Here is a 26,046-nt window from a genome sequence, read left to right as displayed (position 1 = left end):
CAGGTCCGTCACTGGCTGGACACGGTTGCCAATGTCCGGGTGCATGGGACCACCCTTGAAGTACCATACGTCCGTTTGTCCGCGGAAAGCTCAAACCGATCAACCGGATGCCTTTTGCAGAAGTGGACCGGCATGCGCGGAAAGTCTCGACCGACGGGATGGTTTCGTACGGGAATAACCGCTATTCCGTACCTTTTCTTTGGGTAGGCCAAACCGTACATATTCAGGACCAGAAGAACGGCCGGATCCGCATATTCAGCGGGGATCAGCTCATCGCGGAGCACCCGAAATCGCACGGAAAGCAGCAGTGTGTCATCAATAAAAAACACTTCGAAGGGCTTCGAACCACAGGTAAGCATAAGGTCCCCAAATCCATGCCCCGAATGGTTCGTCAAGCGACCCCCGAAGTGGCCGAACGCGACTTGTCCGTCTATGAGCAGCTCCTGAATGAGGCGGTGACCGTGCAAGGATCCAGCAGGAACGCCTCCAGGACGCTTTCCAGCAGTTCGGATGGAGCCGGATACCGGAAATCCTCCATACCCACGCTGAAGAAGCGGCTAAACACAATATATCGTATCTGGAGTTTTTGGACAAGCTGCTGCAGGAGGAGCTTGCGGCCAAACGGGAACGGTTTATCCGGATGAAAACGCGAATGGCCTATCTGCCTTTCCATAAGACGCTGGACCAATTCGATTTCGGATTCCAGCCGTCCATCGATGAACGCCGCATTCGGGATCTGGCCACCCTGCGGTTTATCGAGCATCAGGAGAAGCCGGCTTCTTCAGACCTGAACCAGCAAGTGACAAACCGGCACAAACCGGTTAATTCGATTGCCGCGTCGTCCCCCTAGGGGGACCCTCTCTCGCTCTTACTGAGGAATTTTCAACCGTTTATTTTGAGGAATTTTCAATCGGTCTTGACAGTGTACTTGGCATGGAGGCGTTTGCTCAAGTTTGGCTTCGGATAGATTGCTTCGAGGCCCATGAGTTGCATAAGCCGGCGTACGCGCTTACGATTGATCTCAAAACCCTGATCCCGAAGGAATCTCGTCATACGCCGATAGCCGAAGTAGGGGTGCTCCAAAAACGGCAGTCAGGTCTCGCACTACGATTACACGAATATAACGCCGATGAAGCTAGCTTATGATTATGCCAACAGCAAGCTGTACTTGGCATCAAATGTTTATTTGCCGTCGATATACTGGAACGTCTCAGTCATTTATGATATTTCGTCCGGCGTCAGCATGACCACGTATGGGCTACAGGCAGGACGGTACTTTGACTTCATCGCTTTCCCTGATGCTCGCTCTGTAATTTATGGTCTAACAGGTGCCCATGAATCGAACATTTTGCAGGGGCAATTTTCTGCTCAAGCTGAATTGCTTGCCAGCAGTTCGGATTAAAAAGCAATCGATATATCCGATTATTACGGCTACGCTCCTGTCGCGGCGGCAATCGCTTCCGACAACAAAGTGTTTGTCTTTGGCCGCAGTAAACTCTACAGCGTCCAGTTTTACCCGCTTAAGGTGGATAAGATCGTGGAATACGAAAACACGCCGTTTGACAGCGTCACCTCGCATGACGGCAAGTTTTACTTGACCAGTGGGGCGAGATCTACGAATTGCTACGTTTGTAGACGGCAAAAACCTGACATACAATGATGGGTTGCCAATCACGAAGATCGATAAAATCAGCTTCGACAATAACTGTAATGTCATTCTCTACGCTAAAAACAGCAATGCAATCCGCCGCATCAACCTGTATGTAGATTTCATAATCAATTCATTGGGAGCCGCCGTGCTCCCTTTTTACTGCGAAAACAACATGGCCGAAAGGCGGGATTTGGGTGGCTAAATTTCTCGAATTACTTTTAGGTGAAGCCTTTAAATATGGGTTGAAGAAGCTGTTTGGTGTCAAGGAGGAACGGAATTCAGACACCGCTGGAAATCTCGGATGCTTGATGATTCTTTTGATGGCTGTGTTGTATCCTATCGGCATTTACTGGTTGAAGCCGCGGTTAGCAACAGGCTCGTTCTGGTATGAGCACGTCTATACGTGGCCGCTGTACATCTTCGGATTATGGATTACATGCTACCTGCTTCGCTTCGTGCTTTATTGTTTAAGAATAGCTCCATTCCTCACTTTACTTTTAGCCGGAATTATCTGGTTTGGATGGTACGCCCATAAAAAAGGATGGATGTAGGCGTTACTCAACTCACTGTCAACGCTGTATAGAACTTCACGAGCCGATTCAAAACAAGTTCTGCTTTTTATTGGCCATTGCTACGTTACAATTTATTAATTTTGACGATATATAGATGATTGATTTTCCGTAAGTACTCCTTCATCGGTTGAAACCGTGGCTTTTGGCTTGTTTTATAGGGATTCATGCTTGTGTTAGGCGATACCGAGCCGGGGAATACAATTTTTTTCGATTCCACTCCCAATTCAGGTTACAATTTTGATTCCGGTTCGATAGATGTAAATTAGCAGACTTGAAAGCAATATATTATCATTAAACTTTTTCTTAACTAACAACGATTTTATGTAGTAAAATTATACCATATTATGCTCGTCTGATTTTCAGAGATGATTAATGATTTAGAGGGAGGATTGTAACTTGGACAAATTAAATGAAAAACTCAAATCCTTATCCAACCGAGTACAAAAGATGAAAGAGAGCATAACCACAGAAGAAGCTACGAAAACTTCTGTTATCATGCCGTTCTTTCAAGCCTTAGAGTACGATGTATTTAATCCCGAAGAGTTTCTACCCGAGTTTGTTGCAGATGTCGGTATTAAGAAAGGCGAGAAAGTTGATTACGCCATACTACAGAATGGTTCCCCGATCATCCTCATAGAAGCAAAGGCAATCAATGAAAAGCTTGAAAAGCACGATTCCCAGCTTTTCCGTTACTTCGGTACCACAAAAGCAAAATTTGCAATTCTGACAAATGGAATTGTCTATAAGTTCTATACAGATTTAGAAGAGCAAAACAAGATGGACTCCGCTCCATTCTTTGAATTTAACCTCTTTGATATTCGCGACAATCAAGTTGCTGAGCTTTATAAATTCCGTAAGGATAACTTCAATGTTGATGATATCCTTACAACAGCATCGGAGCTTAAATACACAAATGAAATCAAACAATTTTTATCCCAGCAGTTCGAAAATCCAAGTGATGAATTTGTTTCGTTTATTCTGTCTGACTTTTACCAAGGTAAGAAAACAAAACAGGTACTTGAAAAGTTTAATGGTTTGGTGAAGAAATCATTTAAGCAACTCGTTAATGACTTGCTTAATGACAAGCTTAAAGCGGCAATCGCTACTACGAATACCGAGCCTGTATCAACTTCAGTGGAAGAAGCGGCCACAACAGTTGAGAAATCAGACGCCCCACAAATCGTAACAACTGAGGAAGAACTTGAAGGCTACATAACTGCAAAAGTGTTGCTAAAGGAGATAGTATCTCCGGAGAGGGTCAATTATCGCGATAATTTAAGTTACTTCAATATTTTGCTTGATAATAGCATCCGAAAGTGGATTTGTCGTCTCGGCATGAATGGCCCTAATAAGTATGTTCAATTTAACGACGATGACAAGACCACCTACAATATCAACGCTCCATCTGATCTCATGAATCATAAAGATAAGCTCATTGAAGTGACGAAAAAATTTCTTTAATTTTGAGATGAGGGCTGGGCCTGTCGGTTCGGCTCTTTTCTCTTGTTGACTTGCAATACAGACATCGTTGCCCGATAAGTATCCGAATTTTTTTACTGTATTGTGGACAGGAAACAAGATGGATTGACAAATTAACCACCACTTCACGTTACAAAAACCGATGAGGTTCAATATATTGCAGAAAAACAGGAACAAAGACCCATACAGTTGTGGTAAAATCAAGGAGGTTGCGTGTGACATGGGAGATTCATCATGGCTAGAACGTACTATTCGGAAGGCTGGCAAATTGCAAACTTCCTTCGCGGACTTTTCGGGATATTGGGTTTGGTTTTGTACTTCTACATCATTCCCGGACTGCACTGGAGCTTCCTGATCATTTTTCCGCTCACAGCTATACTCGCGACGGAAATTCTCGGTGCTTTATGGACACGAAATAAAAGGAAATCCGCAAAAAATACTAAAGCTTCCGCTCGACCATCAACCAAGCAGAAAGCTCTAGCACCAGCAAAACAACATACCGTCTCCAAAACAAAACGCAAATTGACGGATGCGGAAATCATCGATGCTGATATTGATACCGATTTTGAACGTCTCATGGAAATGTACTACAAAGACAAAGGATATACCGTAGAGAGAGTCGGCGGTTCTGGCAATCATGAAGTCGATCTAATCCTCAAAGGCAAAGAAGGGTACAAAATCGCTGTTCAATGCAAACGGTGGAAACAGGATGTCGGCAACGACATTGTATTGAGACTTAAAGCCGGAAAACAGATTTACGGTTGCTACGATGCATGGATTATATTGACGAGTAACTTCACAAAAGCGGCAAGAGAAGCCGCCGAATCGTTGCGGATCCGTCTGATCAATGGATTGACCGTCCATGATATGATCAGCAGATGGAGAAAAGAACGTATCGTAGAGGTCACGCGAGCAAAATGAAGGTGATGGTTTGAGTACCCGGACATTTTTTACAATACCGCTCGGAGCGGGAAGCCAAGCAATCCCGAATGCCGAAGTTGAAGCAGTCAAGACAAGCAAAGACCTGATCTCCCCATCCGACTGCGAAGCTTCATTCTTTCGCACGCTGGAAAACCGGGGGATACATCTGAACGAACCGCAAATCCATGCAGTGCGTCATTTCAAGGGGCCTCTGCTGACACTTGCGGGAGCGGGATCAGGCAAGACTTCTGTTTTAGTATGCCGGACAGGCTATTTGATTGCTGTTCGCAACATCAATCCGAAAAACATTTTGCTGGTGACGTTCTCCAATAAAGCGGCTGAGGAAATGCGTGACCGCATCGCACAACTGCCCGGACTGAGTGAAAGCATTGCGGCAACCGTACAAGCCCGAACGTTTCATTCGTTTTTCCTAAAAATCATCAGAAAACATGGTGTAACGCAGGACATCCTGAGCGAAACCCGTTATCAGCATATTCTGCTAAAGCGTATTTTGCGTGAGATGGGCTTGCAGGACGCTTATCAGCCGGAATCGTTGTTGTCCCTTCTATCATCGTACAAGATGCAGATGGTTAATGTGGACAGCCTGCCAGAAGCGACCGATGAGGAGAAGGAACTGAAACGGATTTTTGCTGAATATGAGCGGTGGAAATCTGCAAACAACAAAATCGACTTTGATGATGTATTATTGATCGCCTACAATATGCTTCGGCATAAACCGTCGTTGTTGGCCGCGTTGCAGAAACGGTTTCTTTTCGTCATGGTCGATGAGTTTCAGGATACCAACATGGTGCAATATGAATTGATCAAGATGATCGTTCAGCCGCACCGGAACCTGATGATCGTCGGAGACGACGACCAGACCATATTTTCCTTCAATGGTGCAAGGAACGAATTTATTCTGAACTTCAACAAATTGTACCATGATGCCAAGACGGTTACGCTGGATATCAATTACCGTTCAACAAGCAGTATCGTCGGGCTCGGCAATGAAGTGATCCGGCATAACATGCGGCGGAAAAAGAAAACGTTGAAAGCAACCCGGCAAAGCAAGGCGACGCCGAAATACCTCCGTCCTAAAAATACAGACGATGAGGCAGGGATAATTACAAATCTCATCCTGCATCAAGTCAAGCAAGGAAAACGGAACTTCGGGGATTTTGCAATCCTGTATCGGACGGCAAGCAATAGCCGTGCAATCATCGAGCAATTTGTCATGGACGATGTTCCGTTCGTCGATTACGGGAGCGAGGAATCGTTTTACGATCATTGGTTGGTCAAGCCTCTCATCGATCACTTCCGTCTCTCCTTAAATCCGAAAGAGTTCGAAGCGATGGAAGGCATATTGCCGACATTATACATCAATCGCGAGCAAGGCATGCAATTCATCTACGAGCAGGAATCGATGCAAAAGAAAAAGTGGCCGCTAATCCATTTGATATCATCTCCCGACCTTAAGGACTTTCAGAAAGAGAAGCTCAAGGAGCGTCTGAAGCTGATCAAATTGCTAATGCCAATGAAACCGGCTGATGCGATTCAACGAATGCGTCGGAATTTTTACGATCAATATCTGGAGACGAACAAACGGAACAAATTGACGCACCACAAAGAAATACTGCGTGAAACGCTGGACGAGTTGGAATCGTCTGCGAAACGGTTTGCTACCATTGAAGAGTTTGTTTACTTTATCGGTGAAGTTGCAGATAAACGGAAAGCGATGAATCGCCGATGTCACGATAATGAAAACAATGATAATGTGTCGTTGATGACGATTCACAAGTCAAAAGGGCTTGAGTTTCCGGTTGTCTGCCTGATTGGTGCATCCGAAGGCAACATGCCGCATAGTTCCATCTTTGACGCTGATAAAATGAATGACATGTTCACCACGCTTTCAGGCCGCGATAAAGTCACGGCCGCGATAGAAGAAGAACGGCGGTTGGCGTATGTCGCCATCACCCGAGCCAAAGATGAATTATTGATAAGCTCGCCTGCCTATCTTCGAGGGAAGAAAGCGGCAGTTTCAAGGTTCATATTGGATGCTTTCCCTAAACGGACAACGAGCCCGCCATCCCGTCAACAACATCCGGGGACGGCAAGCAAATCTCCTACTGTAAAAAAGACAACAACGGAAACCGTATTCGCATGGATATGCACAAGCGACAAATGCAACGCATGGCAACGTATAAAAACCTTCGAGGAAGCGGAACTGCCATCGAAAGATTGTCCAGTGTGCAAGGCCCCGATGGCAAAGGGAAGCAAAGTGATCTTGAATAAATGAGGGTTAATAGCTGATAAAGGAAACGGAGCACAGTAATAGTTGGAGGGCATTGATAATGAGTTATGATTACTATGATGCTTTCGGTAAAGAATTAGGAAAACTTTCTGAATTCAATGGGCAGATTTATTTCAGCGGCAGGGATATCGGTGAGATAGAAATAAAAAACGGGGATATCATTGATTTTTATATTGACGGCGAATGGGTTCCATACCGGTATGACGGCAGAAGTTTTGTGAACAGAGAGAACTCTGATATTAAATTCTTCACAGCAGGTAAAGCAAGGTATCACAGGCCAATTGACACTTATATGAAAGCACGGCTGGATCAAATACTGCATCCCGAGTCTTTTCGGATACTAACAGGGAAATTATACTCGATCAAGCATCTAACCCTTTTCGATTGTATGCTGTTCAGGGAGTCAGGAGAGTTTCTAGAGTCTCTTATAAAGGGCAATCACTTTCTCTTTTTTGAAAATGTGCATACTTATTGCTCGGTTCATCATTATTATGAAAGAGTAGAAGACAAACATATCCCCGGTGGCTACAGATTTATCTCTGATAGGTTTGAATTCATGACAATGGATGGTCAGCAATTCACAGAAACATATGAAAAAACATTTGAACCGGCTTTCGAGAAACCGATTAAAAATGATGATTTTGAGGAAGAGTACATGGAATACTTGCGGAAGAAAGGTTTAGTTGAATAAAAATGTTCCTGTCAGCTTATCATCATTGCCACCTACAGCGGGCAAGACGTTGGCTGATCTCCGTCTGAGATTGATGAAGATGATAAGTAAACTAACCCGAAGGGAAGCCGTTTTACGATTGTCTCTTGGGGCATTAAACTGGTATACAATGCGGCACCGCCCCGTACACCATCAGAAATTTTTCTTATTCAGCGTCAGAGGAACCAGAAACCCGGTAATCACGCGGATTTACCATCTCCATCGAATACGAAAACACAAAAAAGAGACCTGTCACGGTCTCTTTTCTGATGGTATTGGTGGAGGCGAGGGGAGTCGAACCCCTGTCCGAAGATAACGCCACACAGGCTTCTACGGGTGTAGTGACAGTTTTGATGTCACCCTAGAGACTCCCTGTCACCGGATTCTCTTCGGGTCAGCCTGATTGTCTTCTTCAGCCAGCCCCAGGCGGAGACTGGACAGCGTAGCCCACTAGAGTTGAGCCCTTAGCCCGCCACATGGGCGATGGTGGGTAAGAGCCTGGAGGCCGTTATTAGGCGGCCAGAGCCAGAGAAGGTTGTTGTTGTTTGCCGTTTAAATTTGGCTTCCGCGTTGTTGAAGCAGCCGCAGCCCTACTACCCGCTACCCGTGCTCGATCTATCCCCGTCGAATCCAAAAACGCCCCCAAATAAGGAAAGAATTCGATGCTGCCAGCTTCTTGCCGCTATAAGACCAGCTCCCCCATATGAGCAGGAGGAGTAAGCTAACAAGCGAATTGAAGATCGCTGAACGGATACACTACTATTATAACACGATTCGGCTGCAAATACCGCCTGAGATTGCTGGCAGGTCTGAGCCGCATTGCCTGCAGAACCAGCGCGCAGCCCGCGCTTGTTCAAACCTTCTGGCGCTCGCGCAGCGCCCGCTGGATATCGCGTTGCGCGTCCCGCTTGGCGGCGGCTTCGCGCTTGTCGTACAGTTTTTTCCCTTTGCCCAAGCCAATCAGCACTTTTGCGTAGCCGTTGCGTATATACACCTTCAGCGGCACAAGCGTAAAGCCCTCCTGCTTGGACAAGCCGAGCAGCTTATGAATCTGCACCTTATGCAGCAGCAGCTTGCGCGCCCGCGTCGGGTCCGCAGGGTTGCTGCGGTTGCCTTCTTCGTACGGGCTGATGTGCATATTGTGTAAGAATATCTCACCGTTGCGGATGGTCGCGAACGCATCGTTCAGATTCGCGCGGCCGCGCCTGAGCGACTTGATCTCGGTACCGGTCAGCACGATCCCCGCTTCGTACGTGTCCTCGATGAAGTAGTCGTGGGACGCTTTTTTGTTTTGCGCCAACGGCTTATCCGTTTGACTGTTTTTGCCCAATTCCGCTTCATCTCCTTCACGAAACGATGATTTGCCGTCCCGGTCTCCGATAAGGCCGGATATATATTATATCATGTCTAATGCCCGCCCCGCAAAGGGGATCAAAAGGGGGAAAAAGGAGCAAAAACGCAGCATCTCAAACGCCTCGCCCAACTGCCCTTAGCAACGAAGGCTGAACGAGGCGATCATAGCCAATTTCGCCCCTGCAAACCCGGACCTGATCTGCCGCAGCTCCCGGCCGTCTTGCGCGGCAGAATAAGAGCAGCGAGCCACACGACAGGATTAACGCCCCTAAACGTAAACGCCGTTAATTCCGGCCGCCGGCCTGTCCGATTTTTAACCGGCCAAAAGCTTTATCCCCTTAGCTCAAGCATTTGTCGATCAGCGCCATGCGAATGTACAGCCCGTTCACGGCCTGGCGGAAGTACGCGGCGCGGGGATCGCGGTCCACCTCTTCGGTAATTTCGCCGGCGCGGGGCAGCGGGTGCATGACGATCGCATTTTTGTTCAAGCGGTCCATCAATTCGAGATCGACGATGTATTTGCCGGAAGCTTTTTCGTACTCCTCCAGCGAAGTGAACCGCTCCTTCTGAATCCGCGTCTGGTACAGCACGTCGATTTCCCCGGCCACGGCGTTCAGATCGGCGGTCTCTTTGTAGCGGATGCCTTTGCTGTCCATGTACCGCTTCACGCTCTCGGGAATCCGCACGTTGTCCGGCGAGATGTAGTAGATCGAAACATCGGAATAATTGGCCAAAATATAGCTGAGCGAGTGCACCGTGCGCCCGTATGCGAGGTCGCCCACCATCGCGATTCTCAGCCCGTCGATGCGCCCGAACTCCTTCTGGATCGTGTAGGCGTCAAGAAGCGCCTGCGTCGGATGTTCGCCCGCTCCGTCGCCCGCGTTGATGACCGGTACGCCCGCCACCGCCGCAGCCCGTTTGGCCGCTCCGATTTCCGTATGGCGCATGACGATGATGTCGCTGTAGCCGGTGACGATGCGGATCGTGTCCTCCAGCGTTTCCCCCTTGATCGCGGAAGAAAACTGCGCCGCGTTTTCGGTGCCGATTACGCTTCCTCCGAGCCGGGTCATCGCCGATTCGAACGAGAGCCGCGTCCGTGTGCTCGCTTCGAAGAACAGCGTCGTCATAATCCGGCCTTCGTACTTGCGGCTTCCGCCCGCGCGCACGACCTCTTCCATCGCCTGAGCCGCCTCGAACAGTTCCTCCAGCTCCGGCCGGCTAAACTGCTTGGCCCCCATGACATGGTACAATTTCCGCTCCATCGTCCTTCCCCTTCCCCCGTAGCACGTCAATCACACCAAATTCTATCCTATAGGATACACCGTCAAAAGTAAATCGGCTCTACCCACGAAACTTCCTCAATCCCGGGCGAAAGGCAGTCCCTTCAGGGTACGGTGTACTGGCGAAGACTTTACAGCGGGAAAAGAAAGCCGATTCGTCCAAAAGGAACCGGACAAGAAAAGAAGCCGGACAAGCCGGCGACTTCCTGCACAGCGTTACTTTTTGCGTTTTTTGCGCTTGGCGCCGGCTTTGCCCGCTTCTTTGGCGGCGGCGAGGCCTGTCGCCCCTCGCTTGCGGCCTTTGCGGCCTCCGGCTCCGCCGGTTGCGGACTTGCGGCCGGTGTAGGAGCGCTCGCTGCGTCCGGTAACGGGCAGTCCCCACATGTCCAGGGTGACTTTCGTTTCCGAAGCCGGAGGGATATAGTCGGCGGAATCGCGGTTTACCTCCGGCTCCGGCGCAAACGCCACCGGCTCCGCCGCCCGGCCCTTGCCGCGCCGCTTGCCCTTGCGCCCCGCCGCGGCCGGTTCCGCCGCGGCGCCGGCGCCCCTGCGCTTGCCGCCAGCGGCGGCCGCGCCCAAACCGAGCGCCCGCTCGTCCCGGCGGCCGCGCTTCTTGCGGCCGGCCCCTGCCCGGCGGCCGCCCCCGATCGGGCCAGCTTCACCGAAGCTGGCCCTGCCTCCCGCTCGGCGCGGCTTCATGTCGACCAATTCGAAGTCGATGTTATGGTCGTCCATGTTCACCCGCGCCACGCGGATGCGCACCTCGTCGCCGATCCGGTACATCTTCGACGTGCGCTCGCCGAGCAGCATCATATGCCGCTCGTCAAAATGATAATAATCGTCTGTCAGATCGCTCAGCCGAATCAGGCCCTCGACCGTGTTTTCCAGCTCCACGAACATGCCGAAGCCGGTCACGCCGCTGATGATGCCGTCGAACTCCTCGCCGATTTTGTCCAGCATGAACTCGGCTTTTTTCAGCTTTTCCGTGTCGCGCTCCGCGTCCACCGCAATGCGCTCCCGCTCCGACGACTGCTGGGCGATGTCCGGCATCCGCAGCGCCAGCGCGTCGAACCGCTCCTCCGGCAGCATGCCGCCGTTTTCGATCACCTCGCGGATAATGCGGTGAATGACAAGGTCCGGATACCGCCTGATCGGCGACGTAAAGTGCGTATAAAACTCCGCCGCCAGCCCGAAGTGCCCGAGGCTTTGCGCGTCGTACTTCGCCTGCTTCATCGAGCGCAGCATCATCGTGCTGATTACCGTCTCTTCCTTCGTGCCGCGGATCTCCTCAAGCAGCGATTGCAGCGCCCGCGGATGAACGGAATTGCCCTTGCCGCGCACCGTATAGCCGAAGTTGCTCGCGAACTGCACGAACGTCATCAGCTTCTCGCTGTCCGGTTCCTCGTGAACCCGGTACAAAAACGGCACCTTCAGCCAGTGAAAATGTTCCGCGACCGTCTCGTTGGCCGCCAGCATGAACTCTTCGATAATCTGCTCCGCGACCGACCGTTCCCTTTTGACGATATCGACCGGCTTGCCCTGATCGTCCACGATGACCTTCGACTCCTGAAAATCGAAATCGATCGCCCCGCGCCGCATCCGCTTCGCCCGCAGCCCCATCGCCAGCTCCTCCATCAACCGGAACATGTCGACCAGGGGGGCGTAGCGCTCCAACAATTCGGGGTCCTGGTCCACAAGAATTTTGCGGACGTTGGTATACGTCATCCGTTCCGTCGAACGAATAACGCTCGGATAAATATCGTGCCGGACCAGGCGGAGCGTCTTGGGCTCGAATTCCATCTCGCACGTCAGCGTCAGCCGGTCCACCTTCGGATGCAGCGAACAAATGCCGTTCGACAGCCGGTGCGGCAGCATCGGGATCACCCGGTCGACCAGATAGACGCTGCAGCCGCGGTTGTACGCTTCCTCGTCGAGCCGCGAGTTTTCGCGGACATAATAGCCGACATCGGCGATATGCACGCCCAGCAGCAGGTTGCCGTTCGGCAGCCGCTCCACATTGACCGCGTCGTCGAGGTCTTTGGCGTCTTCGCCGTCGATGGTGACGATGGTGCGGTCCCGCAAGTCCCGGCGTCCCTGCTGGACGATCTCTTCCTCCCGGATCGAATCCGGAACCGCTTCCGCCTCCGCCATCACTTCCGCCGGAAAAGCCTCCGGCAGCCCGTGCTTGCGGATAATGCTCAGGATGTCGACGCCCGGATCGTCCTTATGCCCGAGAATTTCGATCACTTCGCCCTCGGCGGCGGAGCGTCCTTCCGGGTAGTGGATAATATTGACGACGACCTTTTGCCCCGTCACCGCGCCGTGAAACCCTTCGGGCCGCACAAAAATATCCTTGTTGATCCGCTTGTCGTCCGGCAGCACGAAGCCGTAGCTCTCGTGGTTTTCGAAGACGCCGACGACCTGCGTCACCGCGCGCCTTACGATGCGCACGACTTCCCCTTCCAACCGGGAGCCGGCATTGCTCTTCGACGTGATCCGCGCCAGCACGATGTCGCCGTTCATGGCGCCCTTCAAGTCGTTGGCGTGAATATACAAGTCCGGATGGCCCGGCTCGTCGGGCAGCACAAAAGCAAACCCTTTGGCATGCGCCTGCAGCCGGCCCCGCACCAGATTCATCCGTTCCGGCACGCCGTAGCGCTCCGTTCGGGTCCGCATGATTTTCCCCTGTTGTTCCAATTCGTTCAGCATCCGCAAAAACGCTTTAAACTCCGCGGCGTCCGTAATCTCAAAATGTTTCTCCAGCTCCTGGTACGTCAACGGTTTATATGCGCTCTCCCGCATAAAGCTGAGCAGTTCCTGCTCCGTACACAATGGCACCCGCATCACCTCGTCTTGTTATAGTATTTACGCTTTCGATTCCCGGCAATCAGAAAGACCGAAGCATTAGGGGCCCAAAAATGAAATAGTCGGCGAAATTCTTCTTCCGGCCGTCATTGAGACATGGTATATTCGCGATCATATAAAAAAAACGAGAAGCAACCGCTCCCCGTTCTTATTCCGTTCATCGTTAAACCGTTACGACGTAAGCGACGATCAGCGACAGAATGAAAAATCCGGCCGCAAGACCCACCGTCAAACGCTGCAGGAACAGATCCAGTCCCCGTGCTTTCTGTTTGCCGAACAAATGTTCCGCACCCCCGGAGATGGCGCCCGACAGCCCTGCGCTCTTCCCGCGCTGCAGAAGGACGACGGCGATCAAGCCAAGCGAGAAAATAACCAGCAAAATTTTCAGAGCGATTTCTAATGCACCCATTGCTTCCACCTCCAGTACGTAGCAGACAACAGTATTTTCATTTTAGCACAGCGGAGCCCGGGTGACAACCCGCAGGATGCAGCGCCCACAGGATGGACCGCACCGCAAGCGAGGTTGCCTCTCCAGCGTCCGGCGCCGGAAAGCGTTCGCCCGGATCGAAGCGTCTTTTGCAACCCGCCGCGCATGGTGTACACTCTTTATGAAGATGTTTGCGAAAAATAACCATCAATCCCAAAGGAACGTGTGCGGATGGATATTGCCGATGCCTTGCAAAACTTGACCGAAGAAGACCTCCGCGCCTGGCTGGAACGATACCGTTCGCTCGGGCCGCTGCCCGGGATTCTGCTCACCTTCGCCAAGTCGTTCGTGCCGCCGCTTCCCACCCTGCTGATCGTGGGCGTCAACGCCGCGGTATACGGCTTGTGGCTCGGCTTCCTCTACTCCTGGATCGGTATAGTCGCCGGCTGCATGACCACATTTTGGATTGTGAGAAAAATGGCCGGGCACCCGCTCCTGGACCGCTGGGCCCGCAGGCCCAAGGTGCAAAGAGGCGTCCTGTGGGTCAGGCGCAATGCGTTCAGCTACGTGTTTCTGCTCAGCCTTTTACCCGTCGGGCCGTTTGTCGTCGTCAACATCGCGGCGGGTTTGGCCCGCATGCCGATCCGGTCTTTTCTGATCGCCATCGCCTTCGGCAAAGCGGTCATGGTCATGGCCGTCTCGCTCATCGGATACGACGTGTCCCGATTCGTGAGGCATCCGGTCCAGCTTCTGTATATCGCGCTGCTTGTCGCGGCCTCGCTGTGGATCAGCAAAAAAATCGAAGCCGGATTTGCGCGCAATGCGCAGGAAAAGCCGCTGCCGCCCGAACCGGAAAAGGAATGAATGGCCTGAAGCTTTCGCCGCGGCGGCCGCGTCCAATGACTCGGTTGCCGCATGTCTTCGTGCCGCAACAAAAAACGCCCGGTTCCCTTTGCAGGGAACGAGGCGGATGGTTTTAGCGATTCCGTTTTCCCGCGGCTCTGCGGTTTGATCCCGGTTTCCCCGGATGCTGAAACAGGGGCAGCAGTTGTTCCCCGGTTGATCCCGATTTCACTTTCCCGGCAGATCTCGGCTGCCCCCGGTTTTGTCGCCTCTTTCAGCGTCCTCTCAAACGTAACCGCGGTTTTTGAACCACGCGAAGTTCAGCTTGGCGCTTTCCAGCGAGCTGACGTCGTACCGTTCCTGTTCGATAATGACATACTCGACGCCCGCCTCTTCGCAAGCCGCCAGGGCCGAATCCCAGTCGACCGTGCCGCGTCCGATCTCGGTGTCGACGCCGTCCTCCTTGAAGTCCTTCGCATGGACGACGGGCACCCTTCCCGCATATTTGCGGACGTATGCCGCCGGATCCTGGCCGCCTACCTTCACCCAGCCAAGGTCGAATTCGGCGAACAGCAGCTCGGGCGCAACCCGTTCCAGCAGATGATCGATCACGGGCTTGCCGCCGACCGTCTTGAATTCAAAAGCATGGTTATGGTACCCGAATTGCAGACCGGCTTTGGTCACCGTTTCGGCCGCCTCCTGAATCGCCGCCGCAAACTTCGCCACATCGTCCTCCGTCGGTTCCTCCGCAAGCGGGAAGGACGGGACGATAAACCGTTTCAAGCCGAGTTCCAGCGCGTATTCGATTTGCTGCTTCAGATGCTCGCCCACTTTGTCCGGTTCTTTGAACGGCAGGCCGATATGCGCGGAGGGTGCGTTCAGTCCGGCATCGTCGAGCGCCCGGCGCACTTCGCGCGCGGAGAACCCGAACGTCCCCGCCAGCTCCACGTTGCGGTAACCGATTTCCGCCACCTCGCGGATCGTGCCGAGAAAATCGCGTTCGCTGCGATCGCGAACGGAATAAAGCTGAATGCCCAATTGTGGCTTGCTCATCGGAATGGCCTCCTGAGAACTCGATTTGCGCTTGCCTCGGCAAACGCATGTCTATATCCCCCATTATAAGGAAAACGCCTTCTTGTTCGAATCGCTGTTTTGGCTATCTTCTTATGGCATTTGGTCCCCATGGCCCGCCGGGAAAAGAAAAAGACAGACCCGAGCGCAACGGCAGTCGGATCCGTCTTTCGAAGGGAATGTATGGATGAAGCGCGGCCCGAGAATTACTTGAAGCTGCGCAGGTTGTAGAACGCGGACTTGCCGGCGTATTGCGCCGTAGCGCCCAGACGGTCTTCGATGCGGAGCAGCTGGTTGTACTTCGCAACGCGGTCCGTACGGGACGGAGCGCCGGTTTTGATTTGGCCGGCGTTGGTTGCAACCGCGATGTCGGCAATCGTGCTGTCCTCGGATTCGCCGGAGCGGTGGGAGATAACGGCGGTGTAGCCCGCGCGTTTCGCCATTTCGATCGCGTCGAACGTTTCGGTCAGGGTGCCGATTTGGTTGACTTTGACGAGAATGGAGTTGCCGATGCCCTTCTCGATGCCTTGGGCCAGACGCGTCGTGTTCGTGACGAACAGGTCGTCGCCGACAAGCTGAACTTTGCCGCCCAGTCTTTCGGTCAGCAGCTTCCAGCCTTCCCAGTCGTCCTCGGAGCAGCCGTCTTCGATCGTGATCAGCGGATATTTCTCTACCCAGCTTGCGAGCAGATCGACGAATTCTTCGGAGGTGAAGGATTTGCCTTCGCCTTCCAGATGGTATTTGCCGTCTTTGTAGAATTCGGTGGAAGCGACGTCCATGCCGAGGAAGACGTCAACGCCCGGTTTGTAGCCGGCTTTTTCGATGGCTTCGATAATCGTAGCCAGCGCTTCTTCGTTGGAGCCGAAGTTCGGCGCAAAACCGCCTTCGTCGCCTACGGCCGTGCTCAGGCCTTTGGATTTCAAAACGGCTTTCAGGGAGTGGAAAATTTCCGCGCCCGTGCGCAGCGCTTCCTTGAAGGACGGAGCGCCGACCGGCAAAATCATGAATTCTTGCACGTCGACGTTGTTGTCCGCGTGCGCGCCGCCGTTGACGATGTTCATCATCGGAACCGGCAGCACTTTGGCGTTGAAGCCGCCCAGGTATGCGGACAGCGAAACGCCCAGCGCGTCGGCCGCAGCGCGGGCGACGGCGATCGAGACGGCCAGAATCGCGTTTGCGCCCAGCTTCCCTTTGTTCGGCGTGCCGTCCAGCTCGATCATTTTGCGGTCGACGGCGACTTGATCCAGCGCGTCGAAGCCGATGATTTCCGGCGCGATCACCGTGTTGACGTTCTCCACCGCTTTCAGAACGCCTTTGCCCAGGTAACGGCTCTTGTCGCCGTCGCGCAGCTCAACGGCTTCGTAAGCGCCGGTGGAAGCGCCGGACGGAACGATAGCCGTGCCGCGCGCGCCGGATTCCAGAGTGACTTCGACTTCGACGGTCGGATTGCCGCGGGAGTCCAATACTTCACGAGCGTACACATCAGTAATGATCGTCATCGGTTAACACTCCTGTTTGTTGTATTTTGCAGCCGCCCCGCCGCCCCGAAAGGGCGCGGCGGACGCGGCTTAAGCCTTGATCAGCGATTGGCCCGTCATTTCCGCCGGCTGCGGAAGACCCATCAGCGCCAGCAGCGTCGGCGCGACATCCGCCAGGATGCCTCCGTCGCGCAGCGTCAGGCCGGGCTTGGTGACGATGCAAGGCACCGGGTTCGTCGTATGCGCCGTGTGCGGACGGCCGTTCTCGTCGATGACCATGTCGGCGTTGCCGTGGTCGGCGATGATCACCGCGACGCCGCCCTTCGCCAGCACCGCGTCGACGACGCGGCCGAGGCATTCGTCCGTCGCTTCCACCGCTTTGATCGTCGGCTCCAGCATGCCGGAGTGGCCGACCATGTCCGGGTTGGCGAAGTTCAGGATGATGGCGTCGTGCTTGCCGGCTTCGATTTCCTTCACCGCCGCGTCCGCAACCTCGTAGGCGCTCATCTCCGGCTTCAGGTCATAGGTCGCCACCTTCGGCGAGTTGATCAGAATCCGCGTCTCGCCGGGAAGCTGAATGTCGCGTCCGCCGCTGAAGAAGAACGTGACGTGCGGATACTTCTCGGTCTCGGCGATGCGAAGCTGCGTCTTGCCGTGCTGAACGAGCACTTCGCCGAACGTGTTGTCAAGCTCCTTCGGCTTATAGGCGACATAGCCTCCGATGGTCTCCGAGAACAGCGTCATGCAGACGAAATACAGGTCCTTCGGCTGCTTCGGACCGCGGTCGAAGCCGCGGAAGTCTTCGTTCGTGAACACTTGTGACAACTGGATCGCCCGGTCCGGACGGAAGTTGAAGAAGATGACCGAATCGCCCGATTCCACCAGGCCGACCGGCTTGCCGTCCTCGCCGACGATGACCGTCGGCAGCACGAACTCGTCCAGAACCGATTTCTCGTACGATTCCTTCACGGCCTGCACCGGGTCGGTTGCGGTCGGTCCTTCGCCGTACACCATCGCGCGGTACGACTTTTCGACCCGCTCCCAGCGCTTGTCGCGGTCCATCGCATAGTAGCGGCCCTGGATTGTGGCGATTTTGCCGACGCCGACCTCGGCGATCTTCTCCTGCAGCTGCTGCAAGTAGCGGACCGCGCTGTCGGGCGCCACGTCGCGTCCGTCCAGAAACGCGTGAATGTAAACGTCCTCGATCTGTTCCTTCTTGGCAAGGTCCAGCAGCGCGAACAGATGCGCAATATGGCTGTGCACGCCGCCGTCGGAGAGCAGCCCGTAGAAATGCAGCTTTTTGCCGTTCTCTTTGGCGTGGCGGACCGCCCCCAGCAGCGTTTCGTTGGTGAAGAAATCCCCTTCGCGGATCGACTTCGTGATTCGGGTCAAATCCTGATAGACGATCCGGCCCGCGCCGATGTTCAGATGGCCGACTTCGGAATTGCCCATCTGGCCTTCCGGAAGCCCGACGGCTTCCCCTTGCGCGGTAAGCTGCGTATGCGGATATTGTGCCCAATACTTGTCGAAGTTCGGCTTTTTCGCTTGCGCGACCGCATTGCCCTCCACTTCGTCCCGCAGGCCGAAGCCGTCGAGAATGATCAGCGCAACCGGTTTCGGAGCTTGGCTCATCTTACTTCGCCCCCTCGACGAGCGCAATGTACGAAGCCGGCTCCAGGCTGGCTCCGCCGACGAGCGCGCCGTCGATTTCGGATTGGCCGAGGTACTCGGCCACGTTGTTCGGCTTGACGCTGCCGCCGTATTGAATCCGGATCTTGGCGGCCGCCTCCTCGCCGAACAGGCCGGCGACGACGCTGCGAATATAGCCGATCACTTCGTTCGCGTCCTCGGCCGTCGAAGATTTGCCCGTGCCGATCGCCCAGATCGGCTCGTACGCAATAACGGCCTGTGCGGCTTGCTCGGCGGTCAGCCCTTTAAGCGCGCCTTCGGTTTGAACCTTGCATACGTCCTTCGTTTTGCCCGCTTCGCGTTCTTCGAGTTTTTCGCCCACGCAGATAATCGGAGTCAAGCCGTGCTTGAAAGCCGCGAACACCTTTTTGTTGACGATCTCGTCGGTTTCCGCGAAATATTGGCGGCGTTCGGAGTGGCCGACGATGACATAGTGAACGCCGAGGTCTTTCAGCATGACGCCGCTGATCTCGCCGGTAAAAGCGCCGCTGTCCTCGAAGTGCAGGTTTTGCGCGCCGATTTTGATCGTCGTGCCTTTCAGCGCGTCCGCGAGCGCGGGCAGCGCGGTGAACGGAGCGCAGATGACGCTCTCGACGCCGTCGATCTCCGCCTTGCCTTTCACTTCGTTCGCGAAGGCAACGGCCTCTCCTGCCGTCTTGAACATTTTCCAGTTACCCGCAATAATCGGAGTTCTGCTCATATTTTCAACCTCACTTGTCGTTTAGCGCCACAACGCCCGGCAGGGCTTTGCCCTCCATGAATTCGAGCGACGCGCCGCCGCCGGTGGAAATATGGTCCATCTTGTTCGCCAGGTGGAACTTCTCGGCAGCCGCCGCCGAATCCCCACCGCCGATCACCGTGTAGGCGGACGTATCGGCGCAGGCTTGCGCTACCGCGCGGGTGCCGTGAGAGAACGGCTCGATTTCGAACACGCCCATCGGTCCGTTCCAGACGACGAGCTTGGAGTTTTTGATGACGTCCGCGTAAATTTCGCGGGTTTTCGGTCCGATGTCGATGCCTTCCCAGTCCGCCGGGATGGCGTCAACAGGGACGACTTTCGTATTGGCCGAAGCGCTGAATTCGTCCGTTACCACGACGTCTACCGGGAGATAGAAGTTTTTGCCGAGCTTCTTCGCTTTCTCGATGAATTCGAGCGTCAAGTCGAGCTTGGAATCGTCGCACAGCGATTTTCCGATCTCGTAGCCTTTTGCCTTGAAGAACGTGTAGGAAAGACCGCCGCCGATGATGATGTTGTCCGCAATTTCGATCATTTTGTTGATGACGTCGATCTTGTCCTTGACTTTGGAGCCGCCGACGATCGCCGTGAACGGGCGCTCCGGGTTGTTCAGCGCGCGGCCGAGCACGTCCAATTCCTTCTCCATCAGCAAGCCGGCGACCGCAGGCAGGTGATGCGCGATGCCTTCCGTCGACGCGTGCGCGCGGTGCGCGGCTCCGAAGGCGTCGTTGACGTAAAGGTCGGCCAGTTCGGCAAAGGCTTTGGCCAGCTCGGGATCGTTCTTCTCTTCGCCGGGATAGAAGCGTACGTTCTCCAGCAGCAGGACGTCGCCGTCATTGAGCGCGGCAACCTTCGCCTTGACGGCGTCGCCAATCGCTTCGTCCGCTTTGGCTACCGGCTTGCCCAGCAGCTCGGACAGACGCGCGGCGACCGGCGTAAGCCGAAGCTCTTCCACAACCGCGCCTTTCGGACGGCCGAGATGGCTTGCGAGAATGATTTTGGCGCCGCGTTCGATCAGATACCGGATCGTCGGCAGCGTCTCGCGGATGCGGGTGTCGTCCGTAATGCTCCCGTTCTCGAGCGGCACGTTGAAGTCAACCCGCACAAATACTTTTTTGCCTTGAACGTCTACGTCGCGTACGCTTTTTTTGTTCATGGTCAGCTCTCCTTCAGAGTTAGTCGGCTCTCAAACGAAAGCGGCCTTACGGACCGGCACGTCAAAGAGCAAACCCCGTATATCCAAGTAAAACGGCTGCGCCGTCCGTTTCCCGGGGCGCACCCGTTTTAGCGGAGCCGATTCGGAGAAAGATAAAGGACATCATCTACTTCCCGAATCGCGGAGGAAGAGGAGCGTGCGCCTCCTCTTCCGTTGCGGCTATATGGCTTTTGGGACGAATTACAGGCCTTTGCTTGCGATGTAAGCGGCCAGATCGACGACGCGGTTGGAGTAGCCCCATTCGTTGTCGTACCAGGAGACGACTTTAACCAGGTTGCCTTCCACGACCATCGTGGACAGCGCATCGATCGTGGAGGAAGCCGGATCGCCGTTGTAGTCGCTCGAAACGAGCGGCTCTTCGGAATAGTTCAGAATGCCTTTGAGCGGGCCTTCCGCAGCTTCTTTCAGCGCGGCGTTGACTTCTTCGACCGTTACGTTGACTTTCAGCTCGGCAACCAGGTCGGTAACGGATACGTTCGGCGTCGGAACGCGCATCGCCATGCCGTTCAGCTTGCCTTTCAGTTCCGGCAGCACGAGGGCAACCGCCTTGGCAGCACCCGTCGTGGACGGAATGATGTTCTCTGCGGCAGCGCGGGCGCGGCGCAGGTCTTTATGCGGCAGGTCCAGCACTTGCTGGTCGTTCGTGTAGGAGTGAACCGTCGTCATCATGCCTTTGACGATACCGAACTTGTCGTTCAAAACTTTGGCGAACGGAGCCAGACAGTTGGTCGTGCAGGAAGCGTTGGAGATGACGTGGTGAACGGCCGGGTCGTACTTTTCGTGGTTGACGCCCATAACGATCGTGATGTCTTCGTTCGTAGCCGGAGCGGAGATGATGACTTTCTTCGCGCCGCCTTTCAGGTGCAGTTCGGCTTTTTCCTTGGCGGTGAAGATACCCGTCGATTCGACGACGATTTCAGCGCCTACGGAAGCCCAAGGCAGAGCGCCCGGATCGCGTTCCGCGAATACTTTGATCGTTTTGCCGTTGACGATCAGCGCGCCGTCGGCGACTTCGACCGTCGCGTTCAGCTTGCCGTGCGTCGTATCGTATTTCAACAGGTGCGCCAGCGTGTCTACGCTCGTCAGGTCGTTGATCGCCACAACTTCGACATTCGGGTTGTTCAGCGATGCGCGGAATACGTTGCGTCCGATGCGACCGAAACCGTTAATACCGATTTTAACACTCATGAATGGTTCCTCCTTAACATTCTGTTGTTCAAATTTGATCTATATCAGGCGCTCTGAAACATTGCGCCCAGACCACCATCGCATTGCCCGGCTGCCGGCTCGGTCAGCCGTGCTTCAAGGCTTCCTCCGCCGCCGCTTCGTCGGTGACGAGAATGTCGTCATGCCCGAACCGCAGCACCGCGGCGATCGCCTCGCCCTTGCTTCGTCCGCCCGCAAGTCCGATGACCGTTTCGGCGGCTTCGATGTCTTCCAGCCTGAGCCCCGCAGTCGCCATCCGATGGATGACGGCTCCGTTCTTGTCAAAGTAGTACCCGAACGCCTCTGCGAGCGCCCCGTCTTTCAGAAGCTCCCGAACGGTATCCGCGTCGAGCTTCCGCCGCCGGGCCATCGTGATCGCGTCGCCGATGCCGTGTACGACGATGCGGGCCCTTCGGATCATGTCCACCACTTCCCGGACGTTCGGCTCCTGCATGATCGTCTGATACGCTTCCTCGCTCAGATGGTCGGGAACGTGCAGCATCCGGTAGCGCGCTCCGGTGCGCTTGGCCAGCTCCGAGGCGATCGTGTTCGCTTGGTATTCGACGCTCTCCCCGAGGCCTCCCCTGGCAGGCACGAACCAGTTGTCCGTCAGCGGAGCCTGCACTTTGATCTGGGCGGCCATTCGCGCCATCGTCGTGCCGCCCATGACGGCGACGATATCGCCGGGCGAGAGCGACTGGCTGAGCACCCGGCTTCCGGCCCGGCCGATCTCCCGCTTCGCATCTTCCGAAACGTCGGAATCCCCCGGCACGACCACGACCTTGCGCAGCCCGAACTTCAGCCGGACCGCTTCTTCGAGCTCCGAAAGCCCGAACACTTCCTTGACGAACGGTTCCAGCTCCTCGAGCAGCCGCCTGCCGGATTCGGTAAGCGTCATTCCGGTCGTTCCGGTCTCAAGCAGACCCTGCTCGCGCAAGATGTCGAGCTCGGAGCGAAGGGTGCGTTCCGTAAGATCGAGGTTTGCCGCCAGCGTTCTTCTGCCCACGGTTCCGGACACGAGAATTTGGTGCAGGATTTTGTAACGCTTTTGCATGACCTGCACCAAATCCGGCACAAGCTTTTTTTGAATATGAAGGATGTTCTGCATGTGCATGTTACCGGCCTCCCCTGATGCCGGATGGAGTCGGCACGAATGCGGGCGTCGAAGCTGGACGCTAATCGTCCCGCTACTGCATTTTAAGTCCCACCATTATTTTAATCCAACTTCACGCCGCTTGCAAGAGCAACCGGCCCTGCGAATCGGGACTGAATTTCTTTTTACGGGGGCTCTTGCTTTTTGTTGGCGTTTGGCCTATAATAACTCTTGCTGTCAAACTTGCAGCGCACGGTTTATCCTTTCAAGTATGCGCCCGTGGTCCAAAGGATATGACGCAGGCCTCCGGAGCCTGAGATTGGGGTTCGATTCCCTACGGGCGCGCCAATGCTCAATCTAATAGCAGCCCTTCATGGGTTTAAGCGGCCGGCTGATCAAGATAGCTGGTTTTTTTCTGCCCTTTGTTTGACCTTTTTTGACTTTTTCGTTTGGATGGTTTATGATGGAATCACTTCACAATCAAACGAAGGAGGATGAATCGCATGAGTTTCATTCCTATGGTCATCGAACAAACCAACCGGGGAGAACGGGCCTACGACATTTATTCCCGTTTGCTTAAGGATCGAATCATCTTTCTCGGTTCGCCGATAAACGACGCTGTTGCCAACTCGGTCATTGCGCAGATGCTGTTCCTCGCTGCCGACGATCCGGAGAAGGACATCAGCCTTTACATTAACAGTCCCGGCGGATCCATTACGGCGGGGATGGCGATTTACGACACGATGCAATTCATCAAGCCGGACGTCTCCACGATTTGCGTGGGCTTGGCCGCTTCGATGGGCGCTTTCCTGCTCGCGGCGGGCGCGAAAGGCAAACGCTTCGCGCTGCCCAACAGCGAAGTGATGATCCACCAGCCGCTCGGCGGCGCCGAAGGCCAGGCCAGCGATATCGAGATCAGAGCCCGCCGCATTCTGAAAATGCGGGACAAACTGAACCGCATTCTGGCCGAACGGACCGGCCAACCGCTCGAAAAAATCGAAAAGGACACCGACCGCGATAACTTCATGGACGCGGAAACCGCCAGAGAATACGGCCTCGTTGACAAAGTCATCGAGAAATTCTGACGGCTGCGCCCCGCTTGCCCGCCTCCCCCGTTTCGTCCAAACGAGGGGAGGCTTTATTATCATAATCTTTCTATTTTGTCAACAGGAATTCAAATCTGTGAATCCCCCCTCTGCGAATTTTTCATAACGTGTTATTCTAAGCTAGAGAAACATTCCATAAACAACCATATCTAGCTAAAGCCTAGGAATCTTGCAAAGGGGGGATCCCCATGAGTCGCACGTCGCACATCGTTCGACTGGTACCGCGAACCTCAACCGCAAAAGATTCAGCAACCGCCAGCCGCAGTGCGGACATTCCTGACACCATCGCCGCGCGGAGCTTAAGCGATAAAGCGTCGCTGCTTCGCCCTTTGAATGACGAGCACCTGTTGGAAGTGTACCGTGAAGCCAAGAAGATGAACTTGTCGGCCGAATTCATCGAGTTGCTGGAAGATGCTATCGAGCTCCGCCGCCTGGAGCACAGGCTGAAAGCCTGAATAACATGATTCGGACATGCAAGACAAGATAGATTAGAAACGGTTTAATTTCCACAGTCCGCACGCGCAAAAGCCCCCGGCTTTATTACCGGGGGCTTTTGCGTGGCCGCTACGCCTAAGCGCCGGACCGTCCAATCGGGACTGCAGTTGCTTTAACGGCAACTGCACAGCCCATTTCCGCGCACGCCCCCGTTTTAATTGCTTCTGCGGCAACTACATCGGGCTTCCTGCCCACCAGACCGGCCAAGCGGACGGGGGGTGCTCCCACCGAAAAAAGAATGCGGACAGACCAGCCCAAAGACGGGATCAACTTTCCTTCCCACCGCGAATTGTACAACCAAAAGCTTTTTACAACATAAAAAAGAGCCGACCCTCCGTAGATTTCACTACTTACGGGCCAGCCCCTGCCGAGCGTTACTTTAATTCGTATTGGACCGTTACGTTTGCCGTAATCTCGATCTGACCGGACTGGACGGAAGATGAAGCGGCGGAATCGCTCGCCATCATCTTGGCCTCCTTCATCGTGGAGGCTTGCGCGACCGGGATGGGCGCTGCGTCGCCCTGCACGATATGGATGACGCCGCCGAGCTGGCGGTTGCCCGAGGACGCCAGCACGCTCGCCTTGGCGCTAGCGTTTGCCATCGCTTTTTTCAGCGCCTCCAGTTCGTACTGCTCCCGCTTCTCCGTGCCGAACGTCACGCCGTCCATCCGGTTCGCGCCGGATGCCGCAAGCGCATCCAACAGCTTGCCGATCTCGGACAGCTTGCGGTACGTGATTTGCACCTGGTGAAGCGCCACATATCCTTTCAGAACCTGACCGTCTTTCTCCGTGTAATTGTATTCCGGATAGACGTTGAAGTTTGTCGTCTGCACATCCTTTTTGTCGATCGCATACGTTTCGTACAACGTTTTCTCTACGGCCGCGAACTTGTCCGCATTCGCCTGCTGTGCTTCCTTCGCAGTCTGCCCCCGCGTCTCCACCGCAACGTTCACGTAAGCCACATCCGGTTCCACCTTAACCGAGCCTTGGGCTTCAACCGTAACCGTATTGGGCGCATATCCGGCCGACTGCGCCGCAGGCGACTCCGCTTTCGCCGATCCCGCCTCCCCGCGTCCGAAACCGAACCAGCCGATTGCCGTCACCAGCAGAGCAGCTGCGATGATCATGCCTTTGTTTTTCATCGTTCAAGCCCCTTTCCCTGTTTATCCTCCCTAACGCAGCATAGGCGGAAAAGGTTGCAAACATGCGCAGACCATGCCAAACACCAAAACGCAACAAGCTCCCTTCCGGGAGCTTGTCGCAAAAGGTCGTTTTTATTGGTTTTCAAGTTCTTCCTTGCTGACCAGCTGAACTAAAGAGGTTACAGCTTGCTCTGCGTCCGAACCCTCGGCACTGATGTATACTTCCGTGCCCGAGCTGATCGCCAGACTCATAATCCCCATGATGCTTTTGGCATTCACTTTCTTGTCGTCTTTCTCCACGAAGACGTCAGAGGAAAATTTATTGGCTTCTTGTACAAATAAAGCCGCCGGTCTGGCGTGAAGCCCCGTCTTAAGCCGAACAACCACCGGCTGTCTCGTCATG

24 protein-coding genes, 1 tRNA gene, 1 other RNA gene and 1 pseudogene are annotated in these 26,046 nt (G+C 54.4%); 12 read left to right on the top strand and 15 right to left on the bottom strand.

Annotated elements, in window-relative coordinates:
- Window positions 1-107 precede the first annotated feature (107 nt).
- Together F560_RS26605 and F560_RS26205 are read left to right on the top strand one after the other, a co-directional pair.
- Window positions 108-644 carry a Mu transposase domain-containing protein gene (locus F560_RS26605; protein ID WP_425393270.1) on the top strand — a complete coding sequence of 179 codons (537 nt, stop codon included), beginning with the start codon at window positions 108-110 and terminating at the stop codon, window positions 642-644.
- Window positions 530-850, top strand: a complete 321-nt coding sequence (locus tag F560_RS26205) for an ATP-binding protein (RefSeq protein WP_281167165.1) — start codon at window positions 530-532, stop codon at window positions 848-850. Before F560_RS26605 ends, F560_RS26205 begins: the two co-directional genes overlap by 115 nt.
- 104 nt (window positions 851-954) lie before the next feature.
- Here F560_RS26205 and F560_RS24945 read toward each other — a convergent pair.
- A pseudogene (locus F560_RS24945) lies at window positions 955-1,086 on the bottom strand (IS3 family transposase); the annotation flags it as partial.
- 43 nt (window positions 1,087-1,129) lie between these two features.
- Between F560_RS24945 and F560_RS25510 the strand changes: the two are divergent.
- From F560_RS25510 to F560_RS0106515, 6 genes are all read left to right on the top strand, one after another.
- A complete protein-coding gene (locus tag F560_RS25510; protein WP_156828917.1) occupies window positions 1,130-1,402 on the top strand; it encodes a hypothetical protein in 273 nt (90 codons plus the stop codon).
- Window positions 1,403-1,845: 443 nt separating this feature from the next.
- The gene (locus F560_RS0106535; RefSeq protein ID WP_019004916.1) at window positions 1,846-2,202 is read left to right on the top strand and encodes a hypothetical protein; all 357 of its coding nucleotides are present in this window, start codon (window positions 1,846-1,848) and stop codon (window positions 2,200-2,202) included.
- Between the two features lie 417 nt (window positions 2,203-2,619).
- A complete protein-coding gene (locus F560_RS0106530; protein ID WP_019004915.1) occupies window positions 2,620-3,684 on the top strand; it encodes a type I restriction endonuclease in 1,065 nt (354 codons plus the stop codon).
- Between the two features lie 252 nt (window positions 3,685-3,936).
- Window positions 3,937-4,623 (top strand): restriction endonuclease, encoded by a 687-nt coding sequence (locus tag F560_RS0106525; RefSeq protein ID WP_019004914.1) that lies wholly within the window; start codon window positions 3,937-3,939, stop codon window positions 4,621-4,623.
- A 10-nt stretch (window positions 4,624-4,633) separates the two neighbouring features.
- Window positions 4,634-6,919: a UvrD-helicase domain-containing protein gene (locus F560_RS0106520; protein ID WP_019004913.1), complete on the top strand. Its 2,286-nt coding sequence runs from the start codon at window positions 4,634-4,636 to the stop codon at window positions 6,917-6,919.
- A 55-nt stretch (window positions 6,920-6,974) separates the two neighbouring features.
- On the top strand, window positions 6,975-7,625 hold the full coding sequence (locus tag F560_RS0106515; protein ID WP_019004912.1) for a DUF2777 family protein: 651 nt from the start codon (window positions 6,975-6,977) through the stop codon (window positions 7,623-7,625).
- Between the two features lie 294 nt (window positions 7,626-7,919).
- Here F560_RS0106515 and ssrA read toward each other — a convergent pair.
- The 5 genes from ssrA to secG form a co-directional block, all read right to left on the bottom strand.
- Window positions 7,920-8,287, bottom strand: a transfer-messenger RNA (tmRNA) gene (gene ssrA, locus F560_RS24940).
- A gap of 209 nt (window positions 8,288-8,496) precedes the next feature.
- Complete coding sequence (gene smpB / locus F560_RS0106510; protein ID WP_019004911.1) at window positions 8,497-8,973, bottom strand: SsrA-binding protein SmpB; 477 nt, start codon at window positions 8,971-8,973, stop codon at window positions 8,497-8,499.
- Window positions 8,974-9,334: 361 nt separating this feature from the next.
- The gene (gene pyrB / locus F560_RS0106505; RefSeq protein WP_019004910.1) at window positions 9,335-10,258 is read right to left on the bottom strand and encodes an aspartate carbamoyltransferase; all 924 of its coding nucleotides are present in this window, start codon (window positions 10,256-10,258) and stop codon (window positions 9,335-9,337) included.
- 234 nt (window positions 10,259-10,492) lie between these two features.
- Window positions 10,493-13,114 carry a ribonuclease R gene (gene rnr, locus F560_RS22690; RefSeq protein ID WP_425393269.1) on the bottom strand — a complete coding sequence of 874 codons (2,622 nt, stop codon included), beginning with the start codon at window positions 13,112-13,114 and terminating at the stop codon, window positions 10,493-10,495.
- A gap of 190 nt (window positions 13,115-13,304) precedes the next feature.
- A complete protein-coding gene (gene secG / locus F560_RS0106495) occupies window positions 13,305-13,550 on the bottom strand; it encodes a preprotein translocase subunit SecG (protein WP_019004909.1) in 246 nt (81 codons plus the stop codon).
- Between the two features lie 249 nt (window positions 13,551-13,799).
- Between secG and F560_RS22685 the strand changes: the two genes are divergently transcribed.
- Window positions 13,800-14,432 carry a TVP38/TMEM64 family protein gene (locus tag F560_RS22685; protein ID WP_019004908.1) on the top strand — a complete coding sequence of 211 codons (633 nt, stop codon included), beginning with the start codon at window positions 13,800-13,802 and terminating at the stop codon, window positions 14,430-14,432.
- A gap of 264 nt (window positions 14,433-14,696) precedes the next feature.
- Here the strand turns inward: F560_RS22685 and F560_RS0106485 are convergent, their stop codons facing one another.
- The 7 genes from F560_RS0106485 to F560_RS0106455 all read right to left on the bottom strand — a co-directional run bounded on the left by F560_RS0106485 (window position 14,697) and on the right by F560_RS0106455 (window position 22,915).
- Window positions 14,697-15,464 carry a sugar phosphate isomerase/epimerase family protein gene (locus F560_RS0106485; protein ID WP_019004907.1) on the bottom strand — a complete coding sequence of 256 codons (768 nt, stop codon included), beginning with the start codon at window positions 15,462-15,464 and terminating at the stop codon, window positions 14,697-14,699.
- A 224-nt stretch (window positions 15,465-15,688) separates the two neighbouring features.
- Window positions 15,689-16,981 carry a phosphopyruvate hydratase gene (gene eno, locus F560_RS0106480; RefSeq protein WP_019004906.1) on the bottom strand — a complete coding sequence of 431 codons (1,293 nt, stop codon included), beginning with the start codon at window positions 16,979-16,981 and terminating at the stop codon, window positions 15,689-15,691.
- 69 nt (window positions 16,982-17,050) lie between these two features.
- The gene (gene gpmI, locus F560_RS0106475) at window positions 17,051-18,592 is read right to left on the bottom strand and encodes a 2,3-bisphosphoglycerate-independent phosphoglycerate mutase (RefSeq protein ID WP_019004905.1); all 1,542 of its coding nucleotides are present in this window, start codon (window positions 18,590-18,592) and stop codon (window positions 17,051-17,053) included.
- Between the two features lies 1 nt (window position 18,593).
- Entirely contained in the window at window positions 18,594-19,349 is a 756-nt protein-coding gene (gene tpiA / locus F560_RS0106470) for a triose-phosphate isomerase (RefSeq protein ID WP_019004904.1), read from the bottom strand.
- Window positions 19,350-19,359: 10 nt separating this feature from the next.
- Window positions 19,360-20,541, bottom strand: coding sequence for a phosphoglycerate kinase (locus F560_RS0106465; RefSeq protein WP_019004903.1), 1,182 nt, complete (start codon window positions 20,539-20,541; stop codon window positions 19,360-19,362).
- 240 nt (window positions 20,542-20,781) lie between these two features.
- Complete coding sequence (gene gap, locus F560_RS0106460; protein ID WP_019004902.1) at window positions 20,782-21,789, bottom strand: type I glyceraldehyde-3-phosphate dehydrogenase; 1,008 nt, start codon at window positions 21,787-21,789, stop codon at window positions 20,782-20,784.
- Between the two features lie 103 nt (window positions 21,790-21,892).
- Window positions 21,893-22,915: a sugar-binding transcriptional regulator gene (locus F560_RS0106455; RefSeq protein WP_026298132.1), complete on the bottom strand. Its 1,023-nt coding sequence runs from the start codon at window positions 22,913-22,915 to the stop codon at window positions 21,893-21,895.
- A gap of 258 nt (window positions 22,916-23,173) precedes the next feature.
- Here F560_RS0106455 and F560_RS0106450 point away from each other — a divergent pair.
- The 3 genes from F560_RS0106450 to sda all read left to right on the top strand — a co-directional run bounded on the left by F560_RS0106450 (window position 23,174) and on the right by sda (window position 24,461).
- A tRNA-Arg gene (locus F560_RS0106450) sits at window positions 23,174-23,248 on the top strand.
- Window positions 23,249-23,403: 155 nt separating this feature from the next.
- Window positions 23,404-23,985, top strand: coding sequence for an ATP-dependent Clp endopeptidase proteolytic subunit ClpP (gene clpP / locus F560_RS0106445; RefSeq protein ID WP_019004900.1), 582 nt, complete (start codon window positions 23,404-23,406; stop codon window positions 23,983-23,985).
- A 209-nt stretch (window positions 23,986-24,194) separates the two neighbouring features.
- Complete coding sequence (gene sda / locus F560_RS22680; RefSeq protein ID WP_019004899.1) at window positions 24,195-24,461, top strand: sporulation histidine kinase inhibitor Sda; 267 nt, start codon at window positions 24,195-24,197, stop codon at window positions 24,459-24,461.
- A gap of 414 nt (window positions 24,462-24,875) precedes the next feature.
- Here sda and F560_RS0106435 read toward each other — a convergent pair whose 3' ends face one another.
- On the bottom strand, window positions 24,876-25,643 hold the full coding sequence (locus F560_RS0106435) for an SIMPL domain-containing protein (protein ID WP_019004898.1): 768 nt from the start codon (window positions 25,641-25,643) through the stop codon (window positions 24,876-24,878).
- A 132-nt stretch (window positions 25,644-25,775) separates the two neighbouring features.
- Window positions 25,776-26,045, bottom strand: coding sequence for an HPr family phosphocarrier protein (locus tag F560_RS0106430; RefSeq protein WP_019004897.1), 270 nt, complete (start codon window positions 26,043-26,045; stop codon window positions 25,776-25,778).
- Between the last annotated feature and the right edge of the window lies 1 nt (window position 26,046).

The organism is Cohnella laeviribosi DSM 21336 (genome assembly GCF_000378425.1).
GTDB classification, from domain to species: domain Bacteria; phylum Bacillota; class Bacilli; order Paenibacillales; family Paenibacillaceae; genus Cohnella; species Cohnella laeviribosi.
Note: the sequence above shows the minus strand (reverse complement) of the source record. Positions and strands in the feature narration are given on the sequence as shown.

Excerpts from the sequence above, each read along its gene's own strand:
- F560_RS26605 (WP_425393270.1), top strand. The coding sequence starts at position 108 with ATGCCTTTTGCAGAAGTGGACCGGCATGCGCGGAAAGTCTCGACCGAC.
- F560_RS25510 (WP_156828917.1), top strand. The coding sequence starts at position 1,130 with ATGAAGCTAGCTTATGATTATGCCAACAGCAAGCTGTACTTGGCATCA.
- F560_RS0106525 (WP_019004914.1), top strand. The coding sequence starts at position 3,937 with ATGGCTAGAACGTACTATTCGGAAGGCTGGCAAATTGCAAACTTCCTT.
- F560_RS0106515 (WP_019004912.1), top strand. The coding sequence starts at position 6,975 with ATGAGTTATGATTACTATGATGCTTTCGGTAAAGAATTAGGAAAACTT.
- pyrB (WP_019004910.1), bottom strand. The coding sequence starts at position 10,258 with ATGGAGCGGAAATTGTACCATGTCATGGGGGCCAAGCAGTTTAGCCGG.
- secG (WP_019004909.1), bottom strand. The coding sequence starts at position 13,550 with ATGGGTGCATTAGAAATCGCTCTGAAAATTTTGCTGGTTATTTTCTCG.
- F560_RS22685 (WP_019004908.1), top strand. The coding sequence starts at position 13,800 with ATGGATATTGCCGATGCCTTGCAAAACTTGACCGAAGAAGACCTCCGC.
- F560_RS0106485 (WP_019004907.1), bottom strand. The coding sequence starts at position 15,464 with ATGAGCAAGCCACAATTGGGCATTCAGCTTTATTCCGTTCGCGATCGC.
- eno (WP_019004906.1), bottom strand. The coding sequence starts at position 16,981 with ATGACGATCATTACTGATGTGTACGCTCGTGAAGTATTGGACTCCCGC.
- gpmI (WP_019004905.1), bottom strand. The coding sequence starts at position 18,592 with ATGAGCCAAGCTCCGAAACCGGTTGCGCTGATCATTCTCGACGGCTTC.
- tpiA (WP_019004904.1), bottom strand. The coding sequence starts at position 19,349 with ATGAGCAGAACTCCGATTATTGCGGGTAACTGGAAAATGTTCAAGACG.
- F560_RS0106465 (WP_019004903.1), bottom strand. The coding sequence starts at position 20,541 with ATGAACAAAAAAAGCGTACGCGACGTAGACGTTCAAGGCAAAAAAGTA.
- gap (WP_019004902.1), bottom strand. The coding sequence starts at position 21,789 with ATGAGTGTTAAAATCGGTATTAACGGTTTCGGTCGCATCGGACGCAAC.
- F560_RS0106455 (WP_026298132.1), bottom strand. The coding sequence starts at position 22,915 with ATGCAGAACATCCTTCATATTCAAAAAAAGCTTGTGCCGGATTTGGTG.
- clpP (WP_019004900.1), top strand. The coding sequence starts at position 23,404 with ATGAGTTTCATTCCTATGGTCATCGAACAAACCAACCGGGGAGAACGG.
- sda (WP_019004899.1), top strand. The coding sequence starts at position 24,195 with ATGAGTCGCACGTCGCACATCGTTCGACTGGTACCGCGAACCTCAACC.
- F560_RS0106435 (WP_019004898.1), bottom strand. The coding sequence starts at position 25,643 with ATGAAAAACAAAGGCATGATCATCGCAGCTGCTCTGCTGGTGACGGCA.
- F560_RS0106430 (WP_019004897.1), bottom strand. The coding sequence starts at position 26,045 with ATGACGAGACAGCCGGTGGTTGTTCGGCTTAAGACGGGGCTTCACGCC.